The organism is Streptomyces sp. CB00455 (genome assembly GCF_001905445.1).
Lineage (GTDB): Bacteria > Actinomycetota > Actinomycetes > Streptomycetales > Streptomycetaceae > Streptomyces.
In genome coordinates this window covers 154,857-177,571 of the sequence record NZ_LIVQ01000009.1, presented here as the reverse complement: position 1 = coordinate 177,571, position 22,715 = coordinate 154,857, and the positions used below count along the sequence as shown (strand labels likewise).

Sequence of the window (22,715 nt, the reverse complement as noted above, 5' to 3'; positions counted from 1 at the left end):
TATGAGGAGCCCGTTGGCGGGCCAGACTTGACCCATGGACCGCAGCAGCTGGGACCGATGGAGCCGCTACCGCTTCCGCAGCGTGTGGGACCTCGACGCGCCACCCGCACGCGTCTACGCGGAGCTGGAGCAGCCGGGGGAGTACCCGCGCTGGTGGCCCCAGATACGCCGGGTCGAAGCGCTCGACGAGCGCAGCGGCACCGCGCTCATCCGCTCGGCCCTCCCCTACACGCTTCGCGTGACCATGACGGAACTCCTGCGCGACCCCGTCCGCGGGGTCCTGGAGGTATCCCTGCACGGCGACCTCGACGGATGGGCGCGCTGGACGGTACGGCCGCGCCGCCCCGGAGCGGGGGAGGGGGCCGGTCCCGGACGGGCGGCCGGCTCCGGGGCCGCGCGCACCCGCGCGCTGTACGAGCAGGAGGTCGAGGTCCGCGCGCCCCTGCTGCGGCGCCTCGCCCTGCCCGGGCGGCCGGTGTTCCGGCTCAACCACGCCCTGATGATGCGGGCCGGACGGGACGGCCTCGCGGCCCGGCTGGCCGCCCCGCCGGAAGCGGTTTGAACCAGCCCCGCGGCTTCTGTATTGTTCAGTGCGTTCCCGGGCGATTAGCTCAGCGGGAGAGCACTTCGTTCACACCGAAGGGGTCACTGGTTCGATCCCAGTATCGCCCACCGGGACAGGCCGGTCCGTCGCAAGACGGGCCGGCCTTCCGCATTCCCGAGCCTTCCGCATTCCCGAGCCTTCCGCATTCCCGGGACCTCCGCATTCCCGGGGCCCCAGGCGGGCGCCCCCGCTAGGCCGCCGTCGACAGGTCCGGCCGCAGCGGCCAGTGCGGATCCACCGGCTCCGGCGTCCCCTGGCGCGCGAACCACGCCTGCAATCCCCGCGCCTGCGCCGCGTGCCACACCTGTTGGAGCGTGTGCAGCTCGGCCGGCGTCAGCCGCTCCAGCCGGGCCGCGAACCGGCGCCCCACCGCCCGTACCAGCTCCAGCGAGGCCGTCGCGTCCGCCGCGGCGTCATGCGCCCCCTCCAGCTCTATCCCGTAGTGCGCGCACAGGTCCGTCAGGGTCCGGCGGCCCTTGCGGTAGCGGTCCAAGTGCTTGTCCAGCACCCGCGGATCGAGCACCGTCAGCGGCCGGTTGTCCAGGTACCGCGCCAGCGAGGACGCCCGGTGCCGGCGCAACTCCCGGTCCAGCAGGGTCAGATCGAACGGCGCGTTCATCACCACCACCGGCCGGCCCGCCACCCGCTGCTCCCCGAGCGCGCGGGCTATCTCCTCCACCACCGGCGCGGGCCAGCGGCCGTTGCGCTGGAGGTGCCCGTCGGTGAGCCCGTGCACTTCCGTGGCACCCGGCGGCACCGGGATGCCGGGATTGACGAGCCAGCGCGTGGAGCGGATCCGCCCGCCCGCACACTCCTGCACGACGAGCGCGGCGGACACGATCCGGTCCTGCTCGACGTCCACCCCGGTCGTCTCCGTGTCGAATGCGGCCAGCGGGCCCTCGTACCAGCGTGTCATGGCGAACTCCTCGTCCCCGGTCGGCAGATGGGGCGCACTCGGTTCACGCCACCTTGCCCGCATCGGTGATACCCGGGCTGTTTGCCCCGTACGCCGTTTGCGGGGACCCGGGTGCGGAGACAACAACCCTGGGGGGCCGCACACATGACCGGCCGTCACCCCACCCACCACACCACGGCAGAGCCCGGAAGGCATGGGGAGCCGGCCATGGCGCTCGCGCAGCCCGAACCGGGCGGGGTGCTGGCGGGGCAGATCGGTCCGCGGTCCGGTGCGCCGGGCGCCGCGCGGACCGGACCGCTGCGCGGCACACTCGCCACCACCGCCTGCATGGAGACCCTCCAAGTGGGATACCTGCACGCCGTCGCCGCCGCGGCCGGCTGCTCGCTGTCCCAGCCGTTCCCGGACAACGGCATCGACTGGCACGTCAGCCACGGCGCGCCGGAGCACGTCGTCGACGACGAGGTCACCATCAAGGTCCAGCTGAAGGCGACCTACCAGGTACCGCCGAGACCGCCCGGAGCCAGCTTCGGCTTCACCCTCGACAACGAGCACCTGGTGAAACTGGCCCGGACACCGGTCGCCGTCCACAAGATCCTCGTCGTGATGCTCGTCCCGCGGGAGCGGGACCAGTGGCTCGCCGCCGGGCACGACCGGCTCGACCTGCGGCACTGCTGCTACTGGACCAACCTCGCCGGGCACCCCGTGACCGGCCGGCGCCGGACCACCGTACGGATCCCGACCACGCGGATCTTCGACGACCGGGCGCTGTGCGAGATCATGACCCGGGCCGGGTCGGGAGGGACACCCTGATGCACTGGAACCCGCCGAACCCCGAACCGCTGCCGTCCCCGTCGTACGGGGGGTTCGCGCACCCCGCGACCCCCGACCCGGCGCAGGTCGACCCGGCGGTCCTCGGCGCCCTGCTGCACCGGCACGGCTGGCGGCGCCGGGGCGGGGCCGCCGGCCGGTACGGCCGCTGGACCCCGCCCGCCGGCCACCCGGGCAGCGGGGCGGGCACGAGCCTGCTCGTCCCCGAGGGCCGGACCTACCCCGACTGCACCGATCTGCTGGAGGAGGCGCTCACCGCCCTCGCGCGCTGCGCGCTGCCCTCCGCGCGGGAGGTGCTCTACGGGCTGGGCGTGCCGAGCGACGAGATCCGCTGGGAACGGGAGATCCCGCCCGGGGCCTATGGGCTCCAGGGCGAGGCGGCGTGGACGGTGCAGGAGCAGCTGCGCTCGGCCGCACGACAGCTCCTGGTGGCCGGCGCCCTCGCCGACCGGGCAAGAGCCGGCTACCACGGGGCCCGCCACCGGGCACAGGCCGAACGGGCCCTGGCGCACGTACTGGTGGGGCCGGCCCCGGGCGGGCGGAGGCTGACCGCCTTCGTGCCGGTGGACGGCGGGCGTGGCATGGTGACGCGACTGCACCACGCGCTGCACGCGGCGCGGGAGGCCGTGGACTACCGGCGCGCCACCGGAGGCATGGAAGCCTTCGACGCCGCCGTGCAGGCCGGGGTCAGCCGGGAGCTGGCCGACGCGCTGATCGCACTGGTCCGCGGTTCGCAGGGCGCGCGGGTCGCTCTGGCGTGGGCGCCGGCGGCGGGTGCGCCCGCGGGGTGCGCGGCCCGGCCGGAGCCGGTGGAGTTCTCGCCCGGCGACCTGCCCGTGCTGCGGGAGGCGGCCGCCCGCTACACCCGGGCCGAGCCGGCCGTACGGGTCCGCGTCGCGGGAGCGGTGGTGCGCATGCGGCGCTCGGCCCCGGGGGGCGGAGGCACGGTGCGGCTGCGGGTCCTCGCCGGGGCGGAGATCCCGTACGTCCGGGTCGCGCTGGACGAGGAGGCGTACCGGGTGGCCGGCCACGCCCACCTGGTCGGCCTGCCGATCCGGGTCAGCGGGCGGCTCCAGCGCCGCGGCGGCTTCCGGAGGCTGACGGACGCGGTGGACGTGACACCGGTCCCGCTGGACGAGGTCGAGCAGGAGCGGCTGATGAAGGCGCTGAACGACTCCTTCGACCCGTCGGACGTGCTGCCGTCGGACGACTAGGAGGTGTCTCGCCGGCACGGGCCGGGCCCGGGGCGGCCCCGCGCGCCCGGCGGGTTACGCGTCCCGGCCGGCCTGGACCGGCAGAGCGGCGGGCCGGCTGAAGGACGCCATCCGCAGCCCGGGAACGGGGGAGAAGTCCGCGCCGCGGACGAAGCCGTGGCGTTCGTACAGGGCCACGGCGGGGGCGTTCGCCGCGCCCGTCGTCACCGTCACCCGGCGGCCGGACAGGACACCGGTCAGCAGGCGGCCCAGCAGCAGTGAGGCGACGCCCCGGCGGAACCAGGCCGGGTCCACGCACAGCCGGTCGACGCCGACGGCGCTGCCCGGCGCCTCCTCCCAGGCCACGAAGCCGGCGAGGCCGCCGTCCGCGGACAGCGCCCCGAGCCAGTTCAGCGGCCGGGTCCGCAGGTCCGCGAGGCTCTCGCGCAGGGCCGGGATGCCGTCGAAGCCGATCAGCTCCGCCTCGACCGCGTAGGCGGCCCGCCCGACGCGGTACACGGCGGTCGCGGTCGCCTCGTCGGCCAGATCCAGGGGGCGCGTCTGCAGGCTCGCCATGCGGGTTCCTCCGGGTCACGGGGCGAAAGCGCCCAGGCTACCCGCGCCCGCCCCACCGCGAGAGCCGCCCGGACGCGGCACCGGCCGCCTTCCGGGGGGCCGGCGAGAACCGTTTAGCGGCGCGGCCCCTGCGCTCGGTACGATTCAGGCGCGCAGTGTTCGCTCGCGCACCCCCTGAGTCAGGAGAGACCGGTGTCAGACGTCCGTGTGATCATCCAACGCGATTCCGAGCGGGACGAGCGCGTGGTGGCCACGGGCACTACGGCGGCCGAGCTCTTCGCGGGCGAGCGCACCATCGTCGCCGCGCGCATCGCGGGTGAGCTGAAGGACCTCGCCTGCGAGGTGAAGGACGGCGAGACCGTCGAGCCGGTGGAGATCTCCTCCGAGGACGGGCTCAACATCCTGCGCCACTCGACCGCGCACGTCATGGCGCAGGCCGTGCAGGAGCTCTTCCCCGAGGCCAAGCTGGGCATCGGCCCGCCGGTCCGGGACGGCTTCTACTACGACTTCGACGTCGCCCGGCCCTTCACTCCCGAGGACCTCAAGGTCATCGAGAAGAAGATGCAGGAGATCCAAAAGCGCGGGCAGAAGTTCGCCCGACGCGTGGTCACCGACGAGGCGGCCCGCGAGGAGCTGGCCGACGAGCCGTACAAGCTGGAGCTCATCGGCATCAAGGGCTCCGCGTCCACCGACGACGGTGCGGACGTCGAGGTCGGCGCGGGCGAGCTGACCATCTACGACAACCTCGACGCGAAGACCGGCGAGCTGTGCTGGAAGGACCTCTGCCGCGGTCCCCACCTGCCCACCACCCGCACCATCCCGGCCTTCAAGCTCATGCGCAACGCGGCCGCCTACTGGCGCGGCAGCGAGAAGAACCCGATGCTCCAGCGCATCTACGGCACCGCCTGGCCCTCGAAGGACGAGCTGAAGGCGCACCTGGACTTCCTCGCCGAGGCCGAGAAGCGCGACCACCGCAAGCTCGGCACCGAGCTCGACCTCTTCTCCGTCCCCGACGAGATCGGCTCCGGCCTCGCCGTCTTCCACCCGCGAGGCGGCATCATCCGCCGGACCATGGAGGACTACTCGCGCCGCCGGCACGAGGAGGAGGGCTACGAGTTCGTCTACTCCCCGCACGCCACCAAGGGCGCCCTCTTCGAGAAGAGCGGCCACCTGGACTGGTACGCGGAGGGCATGTACCCCCCCATGCAGCTCGACGGTGGTACCGACTACTACCTCAAGCCCATGAACTGCCCGATGCACAACCTGATCTTCGACGCGCGCGGCCGCTCCTACCGCGAACTGCCGCTGCGCCTCTTCGAGTTCGGCACCGTGTACCGGTACGAGAAGTCCGGCGTCGTGCACGGCCTGACCCGGGCCCGCGGCTTCACCCAGGACGACGCGCACATCTACTGCACCCGTGAGCAGATGGCGGAGGAGCTCGACCGCACGCTCACCTTCGTGCTGAACCTGCTGCGCGACTACGGCCTGACCGACTTCTACCTGGAACTGTCCACCAAGGACCCGGAGAAGTTCGTCGGCTCGGACGAGGTCTGGGAGGAGGCCACCGCCGTCCTCCAGCAGGTCGCCGAGAAGCAGGGCCTCCCGCTGACTCCCGACCCGGGCGGGGCGGCCTTCTACGGCCCGAAGATCTCCGTGCAGGCGCGGGACGCCATCGGCCGCACCTGGCAGATGTCCACCGTCCAGCTCGACTTCAACCTGCCGGAGCGGTTCAACCTGGAGTACACCGCCCCCGACGGCTCGCGCCAGCGTCCCGTCATGATCCACCGGGCGCTGTTCGGCTCCATCGAGCGGTTCTTCGCCGTGCTGCTGGAGCACTACGCGGGCGCCATGCCGCCGTGGCTGGCCCCGGTCCAGGCCGTCGGCATCCCGATCGGTGACGGGCACGTCGAATACCTCCAGGAGTTCGCCGCGCAGGCGAAGAAGCAGGGGCTGCGGGTCGAGGTCGACGCCTCGTCCGACCGCATGCAGAAGAAGATCCGCAACCACCAGAAGCTGAAGGTCCCGTTCATGATCATCGTTGGTGACGAGGACATGGCCGCGGGCACGGTCTCCTTCCGCTACCGCGACGGTTCGCAGGAGAACGGCATCGCCAAGGACGAGGCACTGGCCAAGCTGGCGAAGGTCGTCGCGGACCGCGTCCAGGTCTGATCCACGGCCGTCCGTACGGCGGGGCCCCCGGGAAGTGATCACTTTCCGGGGGCCTTCTTCGTCCGCCCGGGCGAGGTCATATGCTGCATCCCATGACGACTGAGCCGGAGCAGCAGATCGGTGTGGGCACGCAGGACGCGTTCCAGCGTCTGTGGACGCCCCACCGGATGGCCTACATCCAGGGGGAGAACAAGCCGACCGGCCCGGAGGCCGGGGACGGCTGTCCCTTCTGCCAGATCCGGGAGATGTCCGACGAGGACGGCCTCGTCGTCGCGCGGGGCCGGCACGTCTACGCGGTGCTGAACCTCTACCCGTACAACGGCGGTCACCTGATGGTCGTCCCTTACCGGCACGTCGCCGACTACACCGAGCTGGACGGCCCCGAGACGGCCGAGCTCGCCGAGCTCACCAAGCGGGCCATGGTCGCGCTGCGCAAGGCGTCGGGCGCGCACGGCTTCAACATCGGCATGAACCAGGGCGCGGCCGCCGGGGCCGGCATCGCCGCGCACCTGCACCAGCACATCGTGCCGCGCTGGGGCGGGGACACGAACTTCATGCCGGTCGTCGGCCATACCAAGGTGCTGCCCCAGCTCCTCGCGGACACCCGCCGGATGCTGGCCGACGCCTGGCCCGTCGACTGACCGTCCCTCCGGGGGAGCGGGCTAGGCGGTGTCCCGCCGAGAGGCCGCCCGGCGTTCGCGCCACGTCCGCAGTTCGGCCTCGACGTCGAACTCGGCCAGACCCAGCGGCGGGCCCTGCGGGGGCATCCGCAGCGCCGCGGCGATCTTCTCGTTGATCTCCGTGAGGACGGCCCGAAGCCGGCGTTCGGAGCTCGCCGCCCGGGCCTCCTCCAGCGCGTCCTCGGCCTCCTTGCGCAGGGCGAGTGCCGGGGGCAGCGCCGCGAACCCCTCACGGTGCATCTTGCCCTTGATCCACCACAGCTCGTCGTAGGGCGCGTCGAGGGACTCCAGCGGCTTGCCCCAGCCGGGCAGGTTCTCGAAGTCGCCCCGGTCGGAGGCCTCCCGGATCTGCCGGTCGACCCAGGACTCGACGTCCACGCCAGGCGGTTTGCGCTCGGTCATCGTTCCTCCTCCGTGCCCCGGGCGGCTGCGGGCGCCGGTGCGGGCGTCCGGGGGCCTGGGCGCCTTGGGCGCGTGTGCTCCGGGGGCGTCCCAGCCTACCTACGCGTCGTACACGTCCGCCTTGCGCGGTGCCGGTTCCTGGATCAGGCCGCTCATGATCGAGGAGCGGTTGGTGAAGCGGTCGGTGTCGACGCCGTTCTCCTCCAGGACCTTGAAGGTGGCGGCGTGGACCGACCTCAGGACCGGGGCCACGGTGCGCAGGGCGTCATCGGCCATGAACCGGTGGCGCCACATCGAGCCGGCCCACACGTGCCGGACGCCGAAGGGCTCGGGCAGGACCAGCTTGCCGCCGAAATAGTCCAGGAGCGGCGGGTACCAGGTCAGCGGGGCCCGCACGGCGAGGCGGACCACCTCGGTGGCGTTCACCAGCGGCAGCGGCCGCTCCACGGTCTCCCAGAAGCGGACGCTCTTGGGCACCTCCACCACCGGGGCCTTCGGCTTCGTCGTGAACAGGCCGTGCACGGGGCCCAGGGCGTGGGCGGTGACGTCGACGCGGAGCGTCTTGTAGAGCACGGTCACGGTGACCAGCATGGTGATGACGAGCTGGCCGTCCCAGAGCGGGTACTGGATGCCGAGGTAGTGCCGGTTGCCGGCGCTGAACTGCTGCTCGTTGCAGATCCGGGTGATCTCGTGCGGCTTGATCAGGAAGGTGTCGGTGTTCTCGCCGGTGGGACGGGCCACCTCGGCCGCACCCTCGCCGACGGGGGTCACGATCCAGTGCTGGATCGCGGCCGGCGGGAAACCCCCGGTGTGCAGGGGGCCGCGCTCCAGCTTGCGGAGCTGGGCGTCGATCGCGCGTATGACGTCCCAGCTGCGGAAGGGGTGGATCTCCGAGCCCTCGTTCTTCGGGGTGAGCTCCTCGGCCATCTGCCAGCTGCCCCACCGGGTGCCCATGCCGAGGATGCCCTTGGAGCCCGCGTAGAAGACCGAATTGCTGCGGTCCTCGGCGGTCAGCTTGGCGAGCTGGTGGCGCAGGTCCTCGCGGGCCTTCTCGTCCGGATTGCCGGGCACCGCCTCCGGGATCTTGGCGCCGACCCCGCCACCGGACAGCAGCCCGTCCCAGCGGGCGCGCAGGTCGGCGGCGGTGGACTCGCATATCCGGCGGGCGAGCAGCCAGCCCAGGGACGGGGCGATGATCATGGCGCGCAGGTAGAGGCCGAGGAAGCCGGTGAAGGGCAGCTTGAACATCAGGACGGCCACCACCACCGCGACACCGACCAGCAGCGCGGTGCCGATCCAGGAGGAGCCCTTGGCGCCGCCCCGGGACAGGCTCTTGCGGAGCTGGAACAGGCCGAGCCACAGCAGCAGTCCGGGCAGGAACAGCACCCCGCAGACCAGCACGATCAGACGCAGTTTGCGGTCGCGCTCCTTGCGGATGTGCGAAGCGGCCAGGCAGTGCTCCACGACGGTCTGCGGATCGGCGCCGAAGGACTGGATGAGCGGCTTGCGCCCCGCGCCGAGGGTGCGGCCCTCCACGGCCCGGCAGAAGGCCTCGCCGAGGTTCGGCTCGAACAGGGAGATCTTGGGGGGCTTGACCGTGGCGGCGTGGTGCTCGCTGTTGGCTTCGAGTATCGCGGCCAGCTTCGTGTCCGCCGCGCCGTCGCGGTAGGCCGCCGAGGCGAGGGCGTTGGTCGCCGCCGTCTGTCCGCCACCGCCCTGGAGCGGAACCTGCGCTCCGGGCCTGAAGTCGAATCCGTCGTCCGCCACCGCTGCCCCCATCGCTGTGCGTTCGTGCTCTTTGCCGCGCCGAAGAGCCTATCGGCGGTTTCCGCCCCATGGTCATGGGACAGGGAAATGCCGCCCACCGCAAGCGCCTTGGGCGGGCGGCTCCCCGGCGCGCCGGTGCCGTCACTCCGGCGTGCTGCCGATGTGCCTCCTGTGCCTGCTGTGCCTCCTGTGCGCTCCTGCCGTGCCTCCCGCGTACTCCTGCTGCTCCTGCCGTGCCTCCCGCGCGCCGCTCACGTGACTCCCGCGACTGCCGTGACGACGATGCGCCCCCCTACGCCTGTTTGCGCACCTTGTCGGCGATCTGCGGCGGCATCGGCTCGTGCCGGGCGTACGCCCGGGCGAAGCGGCCCGTGCCGTGCGAGACGGAGCGCAGCTCGACGGCGTAGCGGCCGATCTCGATCTCGGGGATCTCCGCGCGGACCCGGGTGCGCCCGGCTCCGGCCTGTTCGCTGCCGACGACGCGGCCGCGGCGGCCGGCGAGGTCGCTCATGACGGGGCCGACGTACTCGTCGGGTACGAGGACGGAGAGCTCGGCGACCGGTTCCAGGAGGTCGATGCGGGCCTCGGTGGCGGCCTCGCGCAGGGCGAGCGCGCCCGCGGTCTGGAAGGCGGCGTCGGAGGAGTCCACCGAGTGCGCCTTGCCGTCGAGGAGGGTGACGCGCACGTCGACCAGGGGGTAGCCGGCCGCGACCCCGCGCGCCGCCTGGCCGCGTACGCCCTTCTCGACGGACGGGATGAACTGCCGGGGCACCGAGCCGCCCACGACCTTGTCCACGAACTCGATGCCGCTGCCGGCCGGGAGCGGCTCGACCTCGATCTCGCAGATGGCGAACTGGCCGTGGCCGCCGGACTGTTTGACGTGGCGGCCGCGGCCGGCGGCCTTGGCGCCGAAGGTCTCGCGCAGGCTCACCTTGTGCGGCACGGCGTCGACCTGGACGCCGTAGCGGGTGCGCAGCCGCTCCAGCGCGACGTCCTGGTGGGCCTCGCCCAGGCACCACAGGACGACCTGGTGGGTGTGCGGGTTCTGCTCCAGCCGCATCGTCGGGTCCTCGGCGACGAGCCGGGCCAGGCCCTGGGAGAGCTTGTCCTCGTCGGCTTTGCCGTGGGCCTCGATGGCGAGGGGGAGCAGCGGGTCGGGCATGGCCCACGGCTCCATCAGCAGGGGCCGGTCCTTGGCGGAGAGGGTGTCGCCGGTCTCGGCGCGGGTCAGCCTTGCCACGCAGGCGAGGTCCCCGGCGATGCAGCGGTCCAGGGGCCGCTGCTGTTTGCCGAAGGGGGAGGTGAGGGTGCCGATCCGCTCGTCGACGTCGTGGTCCTCGTGCCCGCGCTCGGCGAGGCCGTGCCCGCTGACGTGGACCGTCTGCTCGGGCCGCAGGGTGCCGGAGAAGACGCGGACGAGGCAGACGCGGCCGACGTAGGGGTCGGAGGAGGTCTTGACGACCTCGGCGAGAAGGGGTCCGTCGGGATCGCAGGTGACGGCGGGGTGTTCGGAGCCGTCCGGGCCGGTGACGGCGACGGGGGGCCGCTCCAGGGGGGTGGGGAAGCCGCCGGTGATGAGTTCGAGCAGCTCGACGGTGCCCAGGCCCTGGCGGGCGCCCTCGGCGGCGGGGGCCGCCATCAGGACGGGGTGGAAGGTGCCGCGCGCGACCGCCCGTTCCAGGTCGTCGACGAGGGTCTTGACGTCGATGTCCTCGCCGCCGAGGTAGCGGTCCATGAGGCTCTCGTCCTCGCTCTCGGCGATGACCCCCTCGATGAGGCGGGAGCGGGCGCCGGAGATGAGCGCGAGCTCGCCGGGCTCCGGATCGCGCTCCACCCGCTCGCCGGAGCTGTAGTCGTAGACGCGCCGGGAGAGCAGGCCGAGGAGGCCGGTGACCGGCGCGTGCCCGTCGGGGCCGGCCGGCCCGTGGAGGGGGAGGTACAGCGGGACGACGGCGTCGGGGTCGTCGGCGCCGAAGATCTCGCCGCAGACGGCCGTCATCTCGCCGTAGTCGGCGCGGGCGGCCTCCAGATGCGTGACGACGAGGGCGCGCGGCATGCCCACGGCCGCGCACTCGTCCCAGACCATCCGGGTGGCGCCGTCGATGCCGTCGGAGGCCGAGACGACGAACAGGGCCGCGTCCGCGGCGCGCAGACCGGCCCTGAGCTCTCCGACGAAGTCGGCGTATCCGGGGGTGTCCAGAATGTTGATCTTGATCCCGGCCCATTCGACGGGGACGAGGGACAGCTGGACGGAGCGCTGGCGCCGGTGCTCGATCTCGTCGTGGTCGGAGACGGTGGCGCCGTCCTCGACGCGGCCGGCCCGGTTGACCGCTCCGGCGGTCAGGGCGAGGGCCTCGACCAGCGTGGTCTTGCCGGATCCGCTGTGGCCGACCAGCACGACGTTCCGTACGGACGAGGGGCGGTCGGCCGTCAGTGCCCTGCCGGCGGCTCCGGCTTGGTGTGATGTGGCTCCCATGGTGATCGTGCCTCCCGGTGGTGACGTTGAGGAGGGTGGTGGGTTCCTACGAGGATCCTTCGCGGAGGGAAAGGGGGGTCCTTCGAGCTTTGCACTGGTGTCACACCGCGTCCATACGTCGTACCGGAGGGCGCGCCAGGGGCGTACCGGTGGTGTTCGGGGGGCCCGACAGGGGCCTGGCAGGGGCCTGGCATGGGCCTGCCGGGGGCCTGGCATGGGCCTGCCGGGGGCGCGCCGGGCGTGCGCGCCGAGGGTCGTGCGCCCGGCGTGCTCACGGCCCCGTGGAGGGCCGCCCGGAGCCGGTCCGGGACGCGAAGTACCTCTTACGTGGCGCGAACCGGTGGGTGCGCGGCGTACGGGAGGTGGCGCGCTGGCTACGATGGGCCAGCCGGTGGCCGTGGTGGCCGTGCGGCCCAGCGACCCTCCGGGAAGGCCATGCTGAACAAGTACGCGCGTGCATTCTTCACGCGTGTTCTCACGCCATTCGCCGCTTTTCTGCTCCGGCGGGGGGTGAGCCCGGACGCGGTCACCCTGATCGGCACGGCCGGAGTGGTCGCGGGAGCGCTGGTCTTCTTCCCCCGGGGGGAGTTCTTCTGGGGCACGATCACCATCACCCTCTTCGTCTTCTCCGACCTGGTGGACGGGAACATGGCCCGCCAGGCCGGCGTCTCCAGCCGGTGGGGGGCGTTCCTCGACTCCACCCTCGACCGGGTGGCGGACGCGGCGATCTTCGGCGGACTCGCGCTCTGGTACGCGGGCTCCGGCCACGACAACGCGCTGTGCGCGGTCGCGATCTTCTGCCTGGCCAGCGGCCAGGTGGTCTCCTACACCAAGGCGCGCGGCGAGTCGATCGGGCTGCCGGTGGCCGTCAACGGACTGATCGAGCGGGCCGAGCGCCTGGTGATCTCGCTGGTCGCGGCCGGCCTGTCCGGGCTCCAGACCTTCGGGGTGCCCTCCTGGATCGGGGTGCTGCTGCCGGCCGCCCTGTGGATCGTGGCGGTGGGCTCCCTGGTCACGCTGATCCAGCGGGTGGTCACCGTACGCCGCGAGTCGGCCGAGGCCGATGCGGCCGAGGCCGCCGCCGAGGGCGGTGCCGCCTGATGGGCACCACACGGGACAAGCTGGTCGACGGGCTCTACGGTCTCGGCTGGGCCGGAGTCAAGAAGCTGCCCGAGCCCGCCGCGGTGGCCCTCGGCCGGCGGATCGCGGACTTCGCCTGGAAGCGGCGCGGCAAGAGCGTGCTGCGACTGGAGTCCAACCTCGCGCGGGTGGTGCCGGACGCGACGCCGCAGCAGCTGCGGGAGCTGTCGCAGGCCGGCATGCGCTCGTACATGCGGTACTGGATGGAGTCCTTCCGGCTGCCCACCCTGGACCCGAAGCGGTTCGGCACGGATGTCGAGATGAAGGACGAGCACATCCTGCGCGAGGCCCTCGCCTCCGGACGCGGTGTCATCGTCGCCCTGCCGCACCTGGCCAACTGGGACCTCGCCGGCGCCTGGGCCGTGGGCCACCTCGGTGTCCCCTTCACGACGGTCGCCGAGCGCCTCAAGCCCGAAACCCTCTACGACCGCTTCGTGGCCTACCGCGAGAGCCTCGGCATGGAGGTGCTGCCCCACAACGGCGGCGCCGCCTTCGGGACCCTCGCCCGCCGGCTGCGTTCCGGCGGCCTGGTGTGCCTGGTCGCGGACCGGGACTTGTCGTCCTCCGGGATCGAGGTGGAGTTCTTCGGGGCCACGGCGCGCATGCCGGCCGGACCGGCGCTGCTGGCGCAGCAGACGGGGGCGCTGCTGCTCCCGGCGACCCTGTACTACGGCGACTCGCCGAAGATGTACGGCCGGATCCACCCCGCGGTGGAGGTGCCGACGACCGGGACCCGGATCGAGAAGACCGGCGTGATGACCCAGGCGCTGGCGGACGCCTTCGCCTGGGGGATCGCCGGGCACCCGCAGGACTGGCACATGCTGCAGCGGCTGTGGCTGGACGACCTGACCGACCAGGGGGAGCGCCCGTAGTGAAGATCGGCATCGTGTGTCCGTACTCGTGGGACGTGCCGGGCGGCGTCCAGTTCCACATCCGGGACCTGGCCGAACACCTGATCCGCCTCGGCCACGAGGTGTCGGTGCTCGCCCCGGCGGACGACGAGACCCCGCTGCCGCCGTACGTGGTCTCGGCGGGGCGCGCGGTGCCGGTGCCGTACAACGGGTCGGTCGCCCGGCTGAACTTCGGCTTCCTGTCGGCCGCCCGGGTGCGGCGCTGGCTGCACGACGGCACCTTCGACGTGATCCACATCCACGAGCCTGCGTCGCCCTCCCTGGGACTGCTGTCCTGCTGGGCGGCCCAGGGGCCCATCGTGGCGACCTTCCACACCTCGAACCCGCGCTCGCGAGCGATGATCGCGGCCTATCCGATCCTCCAGCCGGCCCTGGAGAAGATCAGCGCGCGGATCGCGGTGAGCGAGTACGCGCGGCGCACCCTCGTGGAGCACCTGGGCGGGGACGCGGTGGTGATCCCGAACGGGGTCGACGTCGACTTCTTCGCCAAGGCCGAGCCGAAGCCCGAGTGGAGCGGCCAGACCCTGGGCTTCATCGGCCGCATCGACGAGCCGCGCAAGGGCCTGCCGGTGCTCATGGCGGCCTTCCCCAAGATCGTGGAGGCCTGCCCCGAGGTGCGGCTCCTGGTGGCGGGCCGCGGTGACGAGGAGGAGGCGGTCGCCTCCCTGCCCCCCGAACTGCGCTCCCGGGTCGAGTTCCTCGGCATGGTCTCGGACGAGGACAAGGCGCGGCTGCTGCGCAGCGTCGACGTGTACGTCGCCCCGAACACGGGCGGCGAGAGCTTCGGCATCATCCTCGTCGAGGCCCTGTCCGCGGGCGCGGCGGTCCTGGCGTCCGACCTGGACGCCTTCGCGCAGGTCCTGGACCAGGGCGGCGCCGGCGACCTCTTCACGAACGAGAACCCGGACGCCCTGGCGGCCGGGGCCGTCGCCCTGCTGCGGGACCCGGCCCGCCGCGGGGAACTGAGCACCCGCGGCGCGGCGCACGTGCGCCGCTTCGACTGGTCCACGGTCGGCGCGGACATCCTGGCCGTCTACGAGACGGTGACGGACGGCGCCGCGGCGGTGGCGGAGGACGAACGCATCCCCCTCCGCACCCGCCTGGGCTTCTCCCGCGACCCGTCCACCTGAGCCCCGGACCCGGGCGGGGGCCGGCCGTGGTGTCGGGGGTTCCCGGCCCGGTGGCGAACTGCTGTACGGGGCAAGGGTGTTCGGCTCTGCTGTCGGCTGCGCAGCCGACCGGGTGGTGTGGGTAACCTCGCCTCCGTACCGTGCTGGTGTTTCGGGGGGAGTCGCCATGTCCATCAGGCCGCGCTATCGACGGGTGTCCGCGTTACAGCGGCAGTTCTTCAACCGTGAGGGGCTGCTGAGCGCCTACGACGAGGAACTGCGCGGGATCTGCGAACGCCCCCGCTTGCTCAATGTCGTCGGCGTCGGCGGGATCGGAAAGTCGCGCCTGCTCCAGGAACTGCGCAACCGCACTCCGGAGGGGTACCGCACGGCACGCCTCGATCTCCAATTGCCCACGCTGCGCCAGCAGGAGGACGCCCTCGCCGTGCTGCGCACCGAGTTCGGCGCGCAGGGGGTGAAATTCGACCGTTTCGACATCGCGTACGCGGTCCTGTGGCAGCGGGTCCACCCCCAGCTCCAGATGAACCGCAAGAACACGCCCTTCGCCGAGGAGAGCGAGGTCCTGTCGAAGATCCTGGACGACGCCATGGGCCTGCCCGTCTTCGGTACGGCCGCCGGACTCGTACGGCTCACCGGGCGGGCGGTGGCCAACCGTCAGCGCCGCCAGCGCATCGAAGCGGATGCGACTCTCCAGGAGCTCGACTCCCTCTCGAACGCCGACCTCGGGCACGCTGTCGTCTACCTCTTCGCCGAGGACATGCGGCAGTCGTTCGAGGAGAAGCCCTACGTCCTGTACGTGGACGCCTATGAGGCCCTGGTGCCCACCCCGCTGCCGGGCGGACGCAGCTACGCTTCTGACGCCTGGGTACGGGACCTGATCGGCCAGCTGCACGGCGGCCTCACCGTCCTCGCGAGCAGGGAGGCGCTGCGCTGGTCGGTGTACGACAAGGACTGGGACGCGGTGATCCGCAAAGCCTGGGTCGGCGGTCTCCCGATGTCGGCGCGGCTCGATCTGCTCGCACAGGCGGGGATCACCGAGATCCCGCGGCAGCGGACGATCGCCGAGGCCAGCGCCGGGGTTCCCTTCTACCTCCACCTCGCCGTGGACACCCATCTGCAGAACCCGGCCCACGGCGAGGACCCCGCCACGTCGGAGGAGATCGTCCAGCGGTTCCTCCAGCACGTGGCCCCCGACGAGATCCGGATCCTGGAACTGCTCAGCGCCGCCCGGACCTTCGACCTGGAGGTGCTCCGCGTCCTCGGCCGGCACTTCGACCTGCCCGCGAACCTCCTGACCTGGGAGTCCCTGACCGCCTACTCTTTCGCGTACCCGCTGGCCCAGGACGGGTGGTACCGGCTGCACCAGCTGATGGTCGCCGCCCTCCAGCGCCACCTCTCACCCGCGGTGAAGCGCCACGTCCACGCCGTACTGCGCGAACACTGGGAGGGTCTCGCGGAGCGCATGGAGACGGGAGCGCACGGCGCAGGGGTCGCCCGGTCCTCGCCATGGCGGGAGGCCGTCTACCACGGGCTTCAGGCGCAGGACATCGCGCCCGAGCAGATCCTCGGACACGCCGACCGGGCGATCGGCATGAGCAGCAGGCAGGCAGTCGACGGCATGGTCAAGGACCTCAGGGACCATTTGGCCGCAGGAGCCGAGGACGCAGCAGCCGACGCCTCCGCCCTGCACGCCGTCCGGGACGCGGCGGACTGCCTGGAGGCCGAGTCCAGACTGGAGCTCGGCGACGCCGCCGCGGCGATCGCCCTGACGCCGGTACTCGACGTGCCGGTCCGGTCGGTGGTGTCGGCCCGGCTGGCGCTGGCCGGGGCGAACGCACGGCGGATCGCGGGGGAGAGCAGCCTGGCGGCGCGGATCTTCGAACAGGTCTGGGAGGGCCATGAGGGCGGCGCACGCACCTCGGCGGGGCTCTGCGTGGCGGACATCAGGATGTGGCAGGGCGACTTCGAGGGGGCTTTCGCCCTGGCGGAGGAGGTGCACGCGATCTGTTCGCCGCAGGAGCGGGCCCTCCAGGGCGACCTCAAACGACTTATGCACCTCGGCCACCGGTTCCTGATGGACTTCGGCCGCGCCGCCGACCTGCTGGCGCAGGCCGAGGAGGACTACCGGGCCGTGGACGCCGTCATCGGCCTGGCCAACATCCGCACCAACCGCGCCGAACTGTGGGCGTTCACCGACCCCGGGGCGGCGGTCGTCGAGGCGGGTGCCGCCCTGGAGGTCCAGCGTGACCTGGGGGCCCAGCACGAGATCGGCAAGGCCTACACCGCGATGGGCATCGCACAGATCCGGCTGGGGCAGCTCGAAAGGGCGGAGCTGTCCTTCCGCAACGCCAACGCCGCTCTCGACAGGGCCGGCTACCGCTCCGGACGGGCGAGGGCCGATATGTTCCGGGCCTTCCTCCTCCTCAAGCGCGGAGAACGGGAGGCGACAAGGCAGCTGCTGCTCCACGCGGCACGGGAGTTCGAGACCTGCCAGGTCTATCCCTCGCTGATCCTGGCCATCCACCGCGCGGCCGAGCTCGTGGGACTCGACGACCCTGCGTTGACCGCCCTGGCAGACCGTGCCCGTCCGGCCGTCCGGCCGCTGGGCGCCGCGGAAGCCCTGGAGCGGCGTACGGAAGACGTCCTGTCGATGTTCATCGAGGTGGCCCCGTGACCTGGTCCGAGCTGTACGGCCGAGCCCTCGAAGCGGGCGACGCGGCCGCCGGGTACTACAACCGCAACGTGGGCCTGATGACCGCGGACGGCAAGGTGAACGTACGCATCCCCCTGGAAGCGGCCGACGTCATGGACCTGCGCCTGTGGCGCGAGGAGGAGGTGCTGTCCTGCATCCACCCGTATGTCTCCCGCGTGCCCGAGCTGCGCCACGTGTGCGAGGAACCCCGCTTCCAGGTCCACCACTTCATCGAAGGCCGGGTATTGGACACCTTCTCGCCCCGCGGGAGCGCGGCTCCCGGCACTGTCCTGTCCGATGTCGTCACCCTCATGGACCAGCTGGTGCGGATCCCGCCGGAGAAGGTTCCCCGGCTCCCCGCGCGCTGGCCGGCCTCCGGCGACAGCGCCGGTTTCGGGCGCCTGCTGGCCACCCTGACCCGCGAAGTCCACACGACGTACGCGGACGAGTACGGCGAGACCTTCGCGCGGCTCGGCATTCCGGCAGACCCCCTCGCGGTGGTCGAGCCGCTGTGGGACACGCTGACGTCGCGGCCGTTCGCCGTGCTCCATGCCGACCTCCACCGCAAGAACATGATCGTGGCCGGGGGCACCACCTGGTTCCTGGACTGGGAGCTCGCGCTGTGGGGCGATCCCGCGTACGACATCGCGATCCACTTCCACAAGATGGACTACCCAGAGGTGCAGCGGGACGAGGTGCTGCGCCGCTGGCGTGAGCAGCTGCCCGCGCGGTACACCGCCGGTACGCCCGAGGACCTCGACCTGTACGCGGCGCACGAGCGGATCAAGTCGGCGGTCGTGGACACGGTGCGCTACTCGAAGCAGCTCGCGACGGCCGCGCGCCCGCAGCGCGAGTTCCTCATCGCGCGACTGGCCGGGAAGGTGAACGCCGCCCGCACGGTGTGGGGCTCACCTCCCGACCTCACCCCCGAAAGGGTCGCTGCGACCCTCGCCCCCTGGTGGAAGGGATAACCGTGGACGCTCTCGCCCTCTACGAACAGGCCCGCGCGCAGGGAACCACCCTCGCCGGCCACTACAACCGCAACGTCCGGGTGCAGGGCGACGGAAGCCCCGTCCTCGTGCGGATCCGCGCGGCCGCCTCCGAAAACATGGATCTCACCCTGTGGCCTGAAGCCGAGCTGCTGGAAGCGGTCAACCCCTACGTGGCCTCGGCTCCACGGCTGCTCCACGCGGGGACCGGACCCGACTTCCAGATCCACGAGTTCGTCTCGGGCCCAACGGTCGAGGAACTCGTACCGGAGGGCGGGCCGCTGCCCCCGGCGGTGCTGCCGGCCGTCGAGGGGCTCTTCGGTGACCTCCTGCGGGTGCCGGCCGCGGCCCTGCCCTCCCTCCCCGCACACTGGCCGCGGGACGGGGACACCGCCGGCTTTGCCGAGCTCCTGCTCGGCCTCGTGCGGGAGATCCGGCAGCGCGGCGGCGGACGGAGCGCGCGGCTGTACGAGGCGCTCGGCATTCCCGGCGATCCGTGTGCCGTACTCCACCACCGGGCGGGCAACCTGTCCCGCCGACCCTTCAGGCTGCTGCACGCCGACATCCACCGCAAGAACATGATCCTGGGCGACGCAGGCCGCATCGCGTTCCTCGACTGGGAGCTCGCGCTGTGGGGCGACCCCGTGTACGACCTCGCCGACCACCTCCACAAGATGTCGTACACCCCGGCCGAGCGCAGTGGCGTCATGGAGGGGTGGCAACGGGCGGCGCCGGAGGCGTGCAGGTCGGGCTGGCAGGCCGATCTCGATTACTACCTCGCCTACGAGGCCGTGAAGTCGGCCGTCGTCGACGCGGTCCGGTGGGGGCGGCGCATCGCCGCCTCGCCGGAACCGGAGGTGCGCCGGAGCCTGGCGGGGGAACTCGCCGACAAGATCACCGCGGCCCGGCCGCACTGGGAACCGGGGACGGCCCGCCCGCCCGGGCTCCGGGAGATCGAGGCGGCGGCGGAGCGCTGGGCGGGCTGACCCCTGTGCGGAGGCATTCCGGGAGCTTCGCGCTGCGTGCCGTGCACCCCGTCTCCGGCTGGTCGTGCCCCCTCGTCGGGCCGGCACGCTCAAGGCCGAGCGGGGCGCTGAGCGCGGACGGAGGTAGAGTCGCCGCCCGTGATCGAAACCCTTGTCTGGATCGCCCTGGCTCTCGGTGTCGTCGGGGTCTACCTCAGCTGGACCGCCGGACGGCTTGACCGGCTGCATTCGCGGATGGACGCCGCGCGGGCCGCGCTCGACGCGCAGCTCGTGCGGCGGGCCTCCGTGGTGCTGGAGGTGGCCACCTCCGGGGTGCTCGACCCCGCCTCCTCCCTCGTGCTGTACGAGGCCGCGCACGCCGCCCGGCAGGCCGAGGAGGAGCACCGCGAGGTCGCCGAGAGCGAGCTCAGCCAGGCCCTGCGGGCGGTCTTCGCCGATGCCGACCAGGTCGAGGTGCTGAAGGCCGCTCCGGGTGGGTCCGAGGCCACCGAGGAGCTGGCCGCGGCCGTGCGCCGGGTGCCGATGGCGCGCCGCTTCCACAACGACTCCGTACGCGCCGCGCGGGCCCTGCGCAGGCACCGCAAGGTCCGGTGGTTCCGGCTGGCCGGGCACGCGCCCTTCCCGCTGGCCTTCGAGATGGACGACGAGCCGCCGGCCGATCTCGCTGACCGGCCCGCCTGATCAGGAAGGCGTGGCCAGGGCCGCCGAGGACAAATGAAGAGGCCACCGGCTCCACATTGGCCCTTGTCGTGGACTGGTCGGTGGGGTTTCCTCGGGGATGCAGTACCCGTCTTCCTTTCGAGTGAGGTCAATCCGTGAGCACGCTTCCCCCCTCCCCCCAGTCCTCCGAGTCGGCCCTCGGCACCTCGCGCGTCAAGCGCGGCATGGCCGAGCAGCTCAAGGGCGGCGTGATCATGGACGTGGTCAACGCCGAGCAGGCGAAGATCGCCGAGGACGCCGGCGCCGTGGCCGTCATGGCCCTGGAGCGGGTCCCCGCCGACATCCGCAAGGACGGCGGCGTCGCGCGCATGTCCGACCCCAACATGATCGAAGAGATCATCGAGGCCGTCTCCATCCCGGTCATGGCCAAGTCCCGCATCGGCCACTTCGTCGAGGCCCAGGTCCTGCAGTCCCTCGGCGTCGACTACATCGACGAGTCCGAGGTCCTGACCCCGGCCGACGAGGTCAACCACTCCGACAAGTGGGCGTTCACCACCCCCTTCGTCTGTGGCGCCACCAACCTCGGCGAGGCCCTGCGCCGCATCGCCGAGGGCGCGGCCATGATCCGCTCCAAGGGCGAGGCCGGCACGGGCAACGTGGTCGAGGCCGTCCGTCACCTGCGCCAGATCAAGAACGAGATCGCCCGCCTGCGCGGCTACGACAACAACGAGCTGTTCGCCGCCGCCAAGGAGCTGCGCGCGCCGTACGAGCTCGTCAAGGAGGTCGCCGAACTCGGCAAGCTCCCCGTCGTCCTGTTCTCCGCCGGTGGCGTCGCCACCCCGGCCGACGCCGCCCTGATGCGCCAGCTCGGCGCCGAGGGCGTCTTCGTCGGCTCCGGCATCTTCAAGTCCGGCGACCCGGCCAAGCGCGCCGCCGCCATCGTGAAGGCCACCACCTTCTACGACGACCCGAAGATCATCGCGGACGCCTCCCGCAACCTGGGCGAGGCCATGGTCGGCATCAACTGCGACACCCTGCCCGAGGCCGAGCGCTACGCCAACCGCGGCTGGTAGTCACTGTCATGACCACCCCCGTGATTGGTGTCCTGGCCCTCCAGGGCGACGTACGGGAGCACCTGATCGCCCTGGCCGCGGCGGACGCCGTGGCCAGGCCGGTCCGGCGTCCCGAGGAGCTCGCCGAGGTCGACGCCCTCGTGATTCCCGGCGGCGAGTCGACCACGATGTCGAAGCTGGCCGTGCTGTTCGGCATGCTGGAGCCGCTGCGCGAGCGGGTCGCCTCGGGCATGCCCGTCTACGGCACCTGCGCCGGCATGATCATGCTCGCGGACAAGCTCCTCGACGGCCGCGAGGACCAGGAGACGCTGGGCGGCATCGACATGATCGTCCGTCGCAACGCCTTCGGCCGCCAGAACGAGTCCTTCGAGGCGAAGGTCGACTTCGCGGGCATAGCGGGCGGCCCGGTGGAGGGTGTCTTCATCCGCGCCCCCTGGGTCGAGTCCGTCGGCGCCGCGGCCGAGGTGCTCGCTTCGTACGACGGCCACACCGTCGCCGTGCGGCAGGGCAACGTCCTCGCCACCTCCTTCCACCCGGAGCTGACCGGCGACGACCGGGTCCACGCGTACTTCGTCGACATGGTGCGCGCCGGGCTGTGAGCTGGTCCCGGTAGGATCGGGGACGAACACTGTTGGTGACGCGAAGGAGACAGGCGGATGTCCGGCCACTCTAAATGGGCTACGACGAAGCACAAGAAGGCCGTGATCGATGCCAAGCGCGGCAAGCTCTTCGCGAAGCTGATCAAGAACATCGAGGTCGCGGCCCGTATGGGCGGCGCCGACATCGACGGCAACCCCACGCTCTTCGACGCCGTGCAGAAGGCCAAGAAGAGTTCGGTCCCGAACAAGAACATCGACTCCGCGGTCAAGCGCGGCGGTGGCCTCGAGGCCGGCGGCGCCGACTACGAGACGATCATGTACGAGGGCTACGGTCCCAACGGTGTCGCGGTGCTCATCGAGTGCCTCACCGACAACCGCAACCGTGCCGCCTCGGACGTCCGCGTCGCCATGACCCGCAACGGCGGCTCGATGGCCGACCCGGGCTCCGTCTCGTACCTGTTCAACCGCAAGGGTGTCGTGCTCCTGCCCAAGGGCGAACTCTCCGAGGACGACGTCCTGGAGACGGTGCTGGAGGCCGGTGCCGAAGAGGTCAACGACCTCGGTGACAGCTTCGAGATCATCAGCGAGGCCACCGACATGGTCGCGGTCCGCACCGCGCTCCAGGAGGCGGGCATCGACTACGACTCGGCGGACTCCAACTTCCTGCCGACCATGCAGGTCGAGCTGGACGAGGAGGGCGCGCGCAAGATCTTCAAGCTGATCGACGCGCTGGAGGACAGCGACGACGTCCAGAACGTCTTCGCCAACTTCGACGTCAGCGACGAGGTCATGGAGAAGGTCGACGCGTAACCCGCGCCGACAGCTCACCCTTCGAACGGCGGGCCGACGGGGACACACCCCGGCGGCCCGCCGTCGCCTTGTGCGCGATGTCAGTGGCGCCGGATAGCCTGCACCCTGAACAGG

The 22,715-nt window shown here is 72.0% G+C and carries 20 protein-coding genes and 1 tRNA gene; 16 read left to right on the top strand and 5 right to left on the bottom strand.

The features are described from left to right. The first annotated feature begins 34 nt into the window (after positions 1–34). Both AMK16_RS29235 and AMK16_RS29230 read left to right on the top strand, forming a co-directional pair. Entirely contained in the window at positions 35–562 is a 528-nt protein-coding gene (locus AMK16_RS29235) for an SRPBCC family protein (protein WP_073920332.1), read from the top strand. 38 nt (positions 563–600) lie between these two features. Next, a tRNA-Val gene (locus tag AMK16_RS29230) sits at positions 601–672 on the top strand. 122 nt (positions 673–794) lie between these two features. Here the strand turns inward: AMK16_RS29230 and AMK16_RS29225 are convergent. Then, positions 795–1,520 carry a 3'-5' exonuclease gene (locus AMK16_RS29225; RefSeq protein ID WP_073920331.1) on the bottom strand — a complete coding sequence of 242 codons (726 nt, stop codon included), beginning with the start codon at positions 1,518–1,520 and terminating at the stop codon, positions 795–797. Positions 1,521–1,727: 207 nt separating this feature from the next. Between AMK16_RS29225 and AMK16_RS29220 the strand changes: the two genes are divergently transcribed. Continuing rightward, a complete protein-coding gene (locus AMK16_RS29220) occupies positions 1,728–2,330 on the top strand; it encodes a DUF4365 domain-containing protein (protein WP_073920330.1) in 603 nt (200 codons plus the stop codon). Further along, positions 2,330–3,562, top strand: coding sequence for a hypothetical protein (locus AMK16_RS29215; RefSeq protein WP_242438981.1), 1,233 nt, complete (start codon positions 2,330–2,332; stop codon positions 3,560–3,562). Before AMK16_RS29220 ends, AMK16_RS29215 begins: the two co-directional genes overlap by 1 nt. Before the next feature lie 54 nt (positions 3,563–3,616). On the opposite strand, the gene AMK16_RS29210 is transcribed toward AMK16_RS29215, so the two are convergent. Next, on the bottom strand, positions 3,617–4,117 hold the full coding sequence (locus tag AMK16_RS29210) for a GNAT family N-acetyltransferase (RefSeq protein WP_073920329.1): 501 nt from the start codon (positions 4,115–4,117) through the stop codon (positions 3,617–3,619). A gap of 192 nt (positions 4,118–4,309) precedes the next feature. Between AMK16_RS29210 and thrS the strand changes: the two genes are divergently transcribed. Both thrS and AMK16_RS29200 read left to right on the top strand, forming a co-directional pair. Then, the gene (gene thrS, locus AMK16_RS29205; protein WP_073920328.1) at positions 4,310–6,286 is read left to right on the top strand and encodes a threonine--tRNA ligase; all 1,977 of its coding nucleotides are present in this window, start codon (positions 4,310–4,312) and stop codon (positions 6,284–6,286) included. Between the two features lie 80 nt (positions 6,287–6,366). Continuing rightward, positions 6,367–6,927, top strand: a complete 561-nt coding sequence (locus AMK16_RS29200; RefSeq protein WP_073920327.1) for an HIT family protein — start codon at positions 6,367–6,369, stop codon at positions 6,925–6,927. 21 nt (positions 6,928–6,948) lie between these two features. Here the strand turns inward: AMK16_RS29200 and AMK16_RS29195 are convergent, their stop codons facing one another. The 3 genes from AMK16_RS29195 to AMK16_RS29185 all read right to left on the bottom strand — a co-directional run bounded on the left by AMK16_RS29195 (position 6,949) and on the right by AMK16_RS29185 (position 11,611). Further along, complete coding sequence (locus tag AMK16_RS29195; protein WP_073920326.1) at positions 6,949–7,368, bottom strand: J-domain-containing protein; 420 nt, start codon at positions 7,366–7,368, stop codon at positions 6,949–6,951. Positions 7,369–7,467: 99 nt separating this feature from the next. Continuing rightward, entirely contained in the window at positions 7,468–9,135 is a 1,668-nt protein-coding gene (locus tag AMK16_RS29190; protein ID WP_107417285.1) for a hypothetical protein, read from the bottom strand. Between the two features lie 292 nt (positions 9,136–9,427). After that, positions 9,428–11,611 (bottom strand): elongation factor G-like protein EF-G2, encoded by a 2,184-nt coding sequence (locus tag AMK16_RS29185; RefSeq protein ID WP_073920324.1) that lies wholly within the window; start codon positions 11,609–11,611, stop codon positions 9,428–9,430. 435 nt (positions 11,612–12,046) lie between these two features. Between AMK16_RS29185 and pgsA the strand changes: the two genes are divergently transcribed. The 10 genes from pgsA (at position 12,047) to AMK16_RS29135 (ending at position 22,601) form a co-directional block, all read left to right on the top strand. Further along, entirely contained in the window at positions 12,047–12,712 is a 666-nt protein-coding gene (gene pgsA / locus AMK16_RS29180) for a phosphatidylinositol phosphate synthase (protein WP_073920323.1), read from the top strand. Then, on the top strand, positions 12,712–13,623 hold the full coding sequence (locus AMK16_RS29175; RefSeq protein ID WP_073920322.1) for a phosphatidylinositol mannoside acyltransferase: 912 nt from the start codon (positions 12,712–12,714) through the stop codon (positions 13,621–13,623). The genes pgsA and AMK16_RS29175 overlap by 1 nt, the downstream gene beginning before the upstream one ends. Continuing rightward, positions 13,623–14,792 carry a glycosyltransferase family 4 protein gene (locus AMK16_RS29170; RefSeq protein ID WP_073920321.1) on the top strand — a complete coding sequence of 390 codons (1,170 nt, stop codon included), beginning with the start codon at positions 13,623–13,625 and terminating at the stop codon, positions 14,790–14,792. The genes AMK16_RS29175 and AMK16_RS29170 overlap by 1 nt, the downstream gene beginning before the upstream one ends. A gap of 166 nt (positions 14,793–14,958) precedes the next feature. Further along, positions 14,959–17,466 carry a hypothetical protein gene (locus tag AMK16_RS29165; RefSeq protein ID WP_073920320.1) on the top strand — a complete coding sequence of 836 codons (2,508 nt, stop codon included), beginning with the start codon at positions 14,959–14,961 and terminating at the stop codon, positions 17,464–17,466. Next, positions 17,463–18,455 (top strand): phosphotransferase family protein, encoded by a 993-nt coding sequence (locus AMK16_RS29160; protein WP_073920319.1) that lies wholly within the window; start codon positions 17,463–17,465, stop codon positions 18,453–18,455. The genes AMK16_RS29165 and AMK16_RS29160 overlap by 4 nt, the downstream gene beginning before the upstream one ends. Before the next feature lie 2 nt (positions 18,456–18,457). Then, a complete protein-coding gene (locus AMK16_RS29155) occupies positions 18,458–19,459 on the top strand; it encodes an aminoglycoside phosphotransferase family protein (protein ID WP_073920318.1) in 1,002 nt (333 codons plus the stop codon). Between the two features lie 138 nt (positions 19,460–19,597). Further along, positions 19,598–20,140, top strand: a complete 543-nt coding sequence (locus AMK16_RS29150; RefSeq protein WP_073920317.1) for a hypothetical protein — start codon at positions 19,598–19,600, stop codon at positions 20,138–20,140. Positions 20,141–20,274: 134 nt separating this feature from the next. Further along, entirely contained in the window at positions 20,275–21,192 is a 918-nt protein-coding gene (pdxS, locus tag AMK16_RS29145; protein ID WP_073920316.1) for a pyridoxal 5'-phosphate synthase lyase subunit PdxS, read from the top strand. An 8-nt stretch (positions 21,193–21,200) separates the two neighbouring features. Further along, complete coding sequence (pdxT, locus tag AMK16_RS29140; RefSeq protein WP_073920315.1) at positions 21,201–21,791, top strand: pyridoxal 5'-phosphate synthase glutaminase subunit PdxT; 591 nt, start codon at positions 21,201–21,203, stop codon at positions 21,789–21,791. Positions 21,792–21,848: 57 nt separating this feature from the next. After that, positions 21,849–22,601: a YebC/PmpR family DNA-binding transcriptional regulator gene (locus AMK16_RS29135; protein WP_073920314.1), complete on the top strand. Its 753-nt coding sequence runs from the start codon at positions 21,849–21,851 to the stop codon at positions 22,599–22,601. The last annotated feature ends 114 nt before the right edge of the window (positions 22,602–22,715 follow it).

Bases quoted from the DNA above. Each gene is read 5' to 3' on its own strand.
- AMK16_RS29235 (WP_073920332.1), top strand. From the start codon at position 35: ATGGACCGCAGCAGCTGGGACCGATGGAGCCGCTACCGCTTCCGCAGC.
- AMK16_RS29225 (WP_073920331.1), bottom strand. From the start codon at position 1,520: ATGACACGCTGGTACGAGGGCCCGCTGGCCGCATTCGACACGGAGACG.
- AMK16_RS29220 (WP_073920330.1), top strand. From the start codon at position 1,728: ATGGCGCTCGCGCAGCCCGAACCGGGCGGGGTGCTGGCGGGGCAGATC.
- AMK16_RS29215 (WP_242438981.1), top strand. From the start codon at position 2,330: ATGCACTGGAACCCGCCGAACCCCGAACCGCTGCCGTCCCCGTCGTAC.
- AMK16_RS29210 (WP_073920329.1), bottom strand. From the start codon at position 4,117: ATGGCGAGCCTGCAGACGCGCCCCCTGGATCTGGCCGACGAGGCGACC.
- AMK16_RS29200 (WP_073920327.1), top strand. From the start codon at position 6,367: ATGCTGCATCCCATGACGACTGAGCCGGAGCAGCAGATCGGTGTGGGC.
- AMK16_RS29195 (WP_073920326.1), bottom strand. From the start codon at position 7,368: ATGACCGAGCGCAAACCGCCTGGCGTGGACGTCGAGTCCTGGGTCGAC.
- AMK16_RS29185 (WP_073920324.1), bottom strand. From the start codon at position 11,611: ATGGGAGCCACATCACACCAAGCCGGAGCCGCCGGCAGGGCACTGACG.
- pgsA (WP_073920323.1), top strand. From the start codon at position 12,047: ATGCTGAACAAGTACGCGCGTGCATTCTTCACGCGTGTTCTCACGCCA.
- AMK16_RS29175 (WP_073920322.1), top strand. From the start codon at position 12,712: ATGGGCACCACACGGGACAAGCTGGTCGACGGGCTCTACGGTCTCGGC.
- AMK16_RS29165 (WP_073920320.1), top strand. From the start codon at position 14,959: ATGTCCATCAGGCCGCGCTATCGACGGGTGTCCGCGTTACAGCGGCAG.
- pdxT (WP_073920315.1), top strand. From the start codon at position 21,201: ATGACCACCCCCGTGATTGGTGTCCTGGCCCTCCAGGGCGACGTACGG.
- AMK16_RS29135 (WP_073920314.1), top strand. From the start codon at position 21,849: ATGTCCGGCCACTCTAAATGGGCTACGACGAAGCACAAGAAGGCCGTG.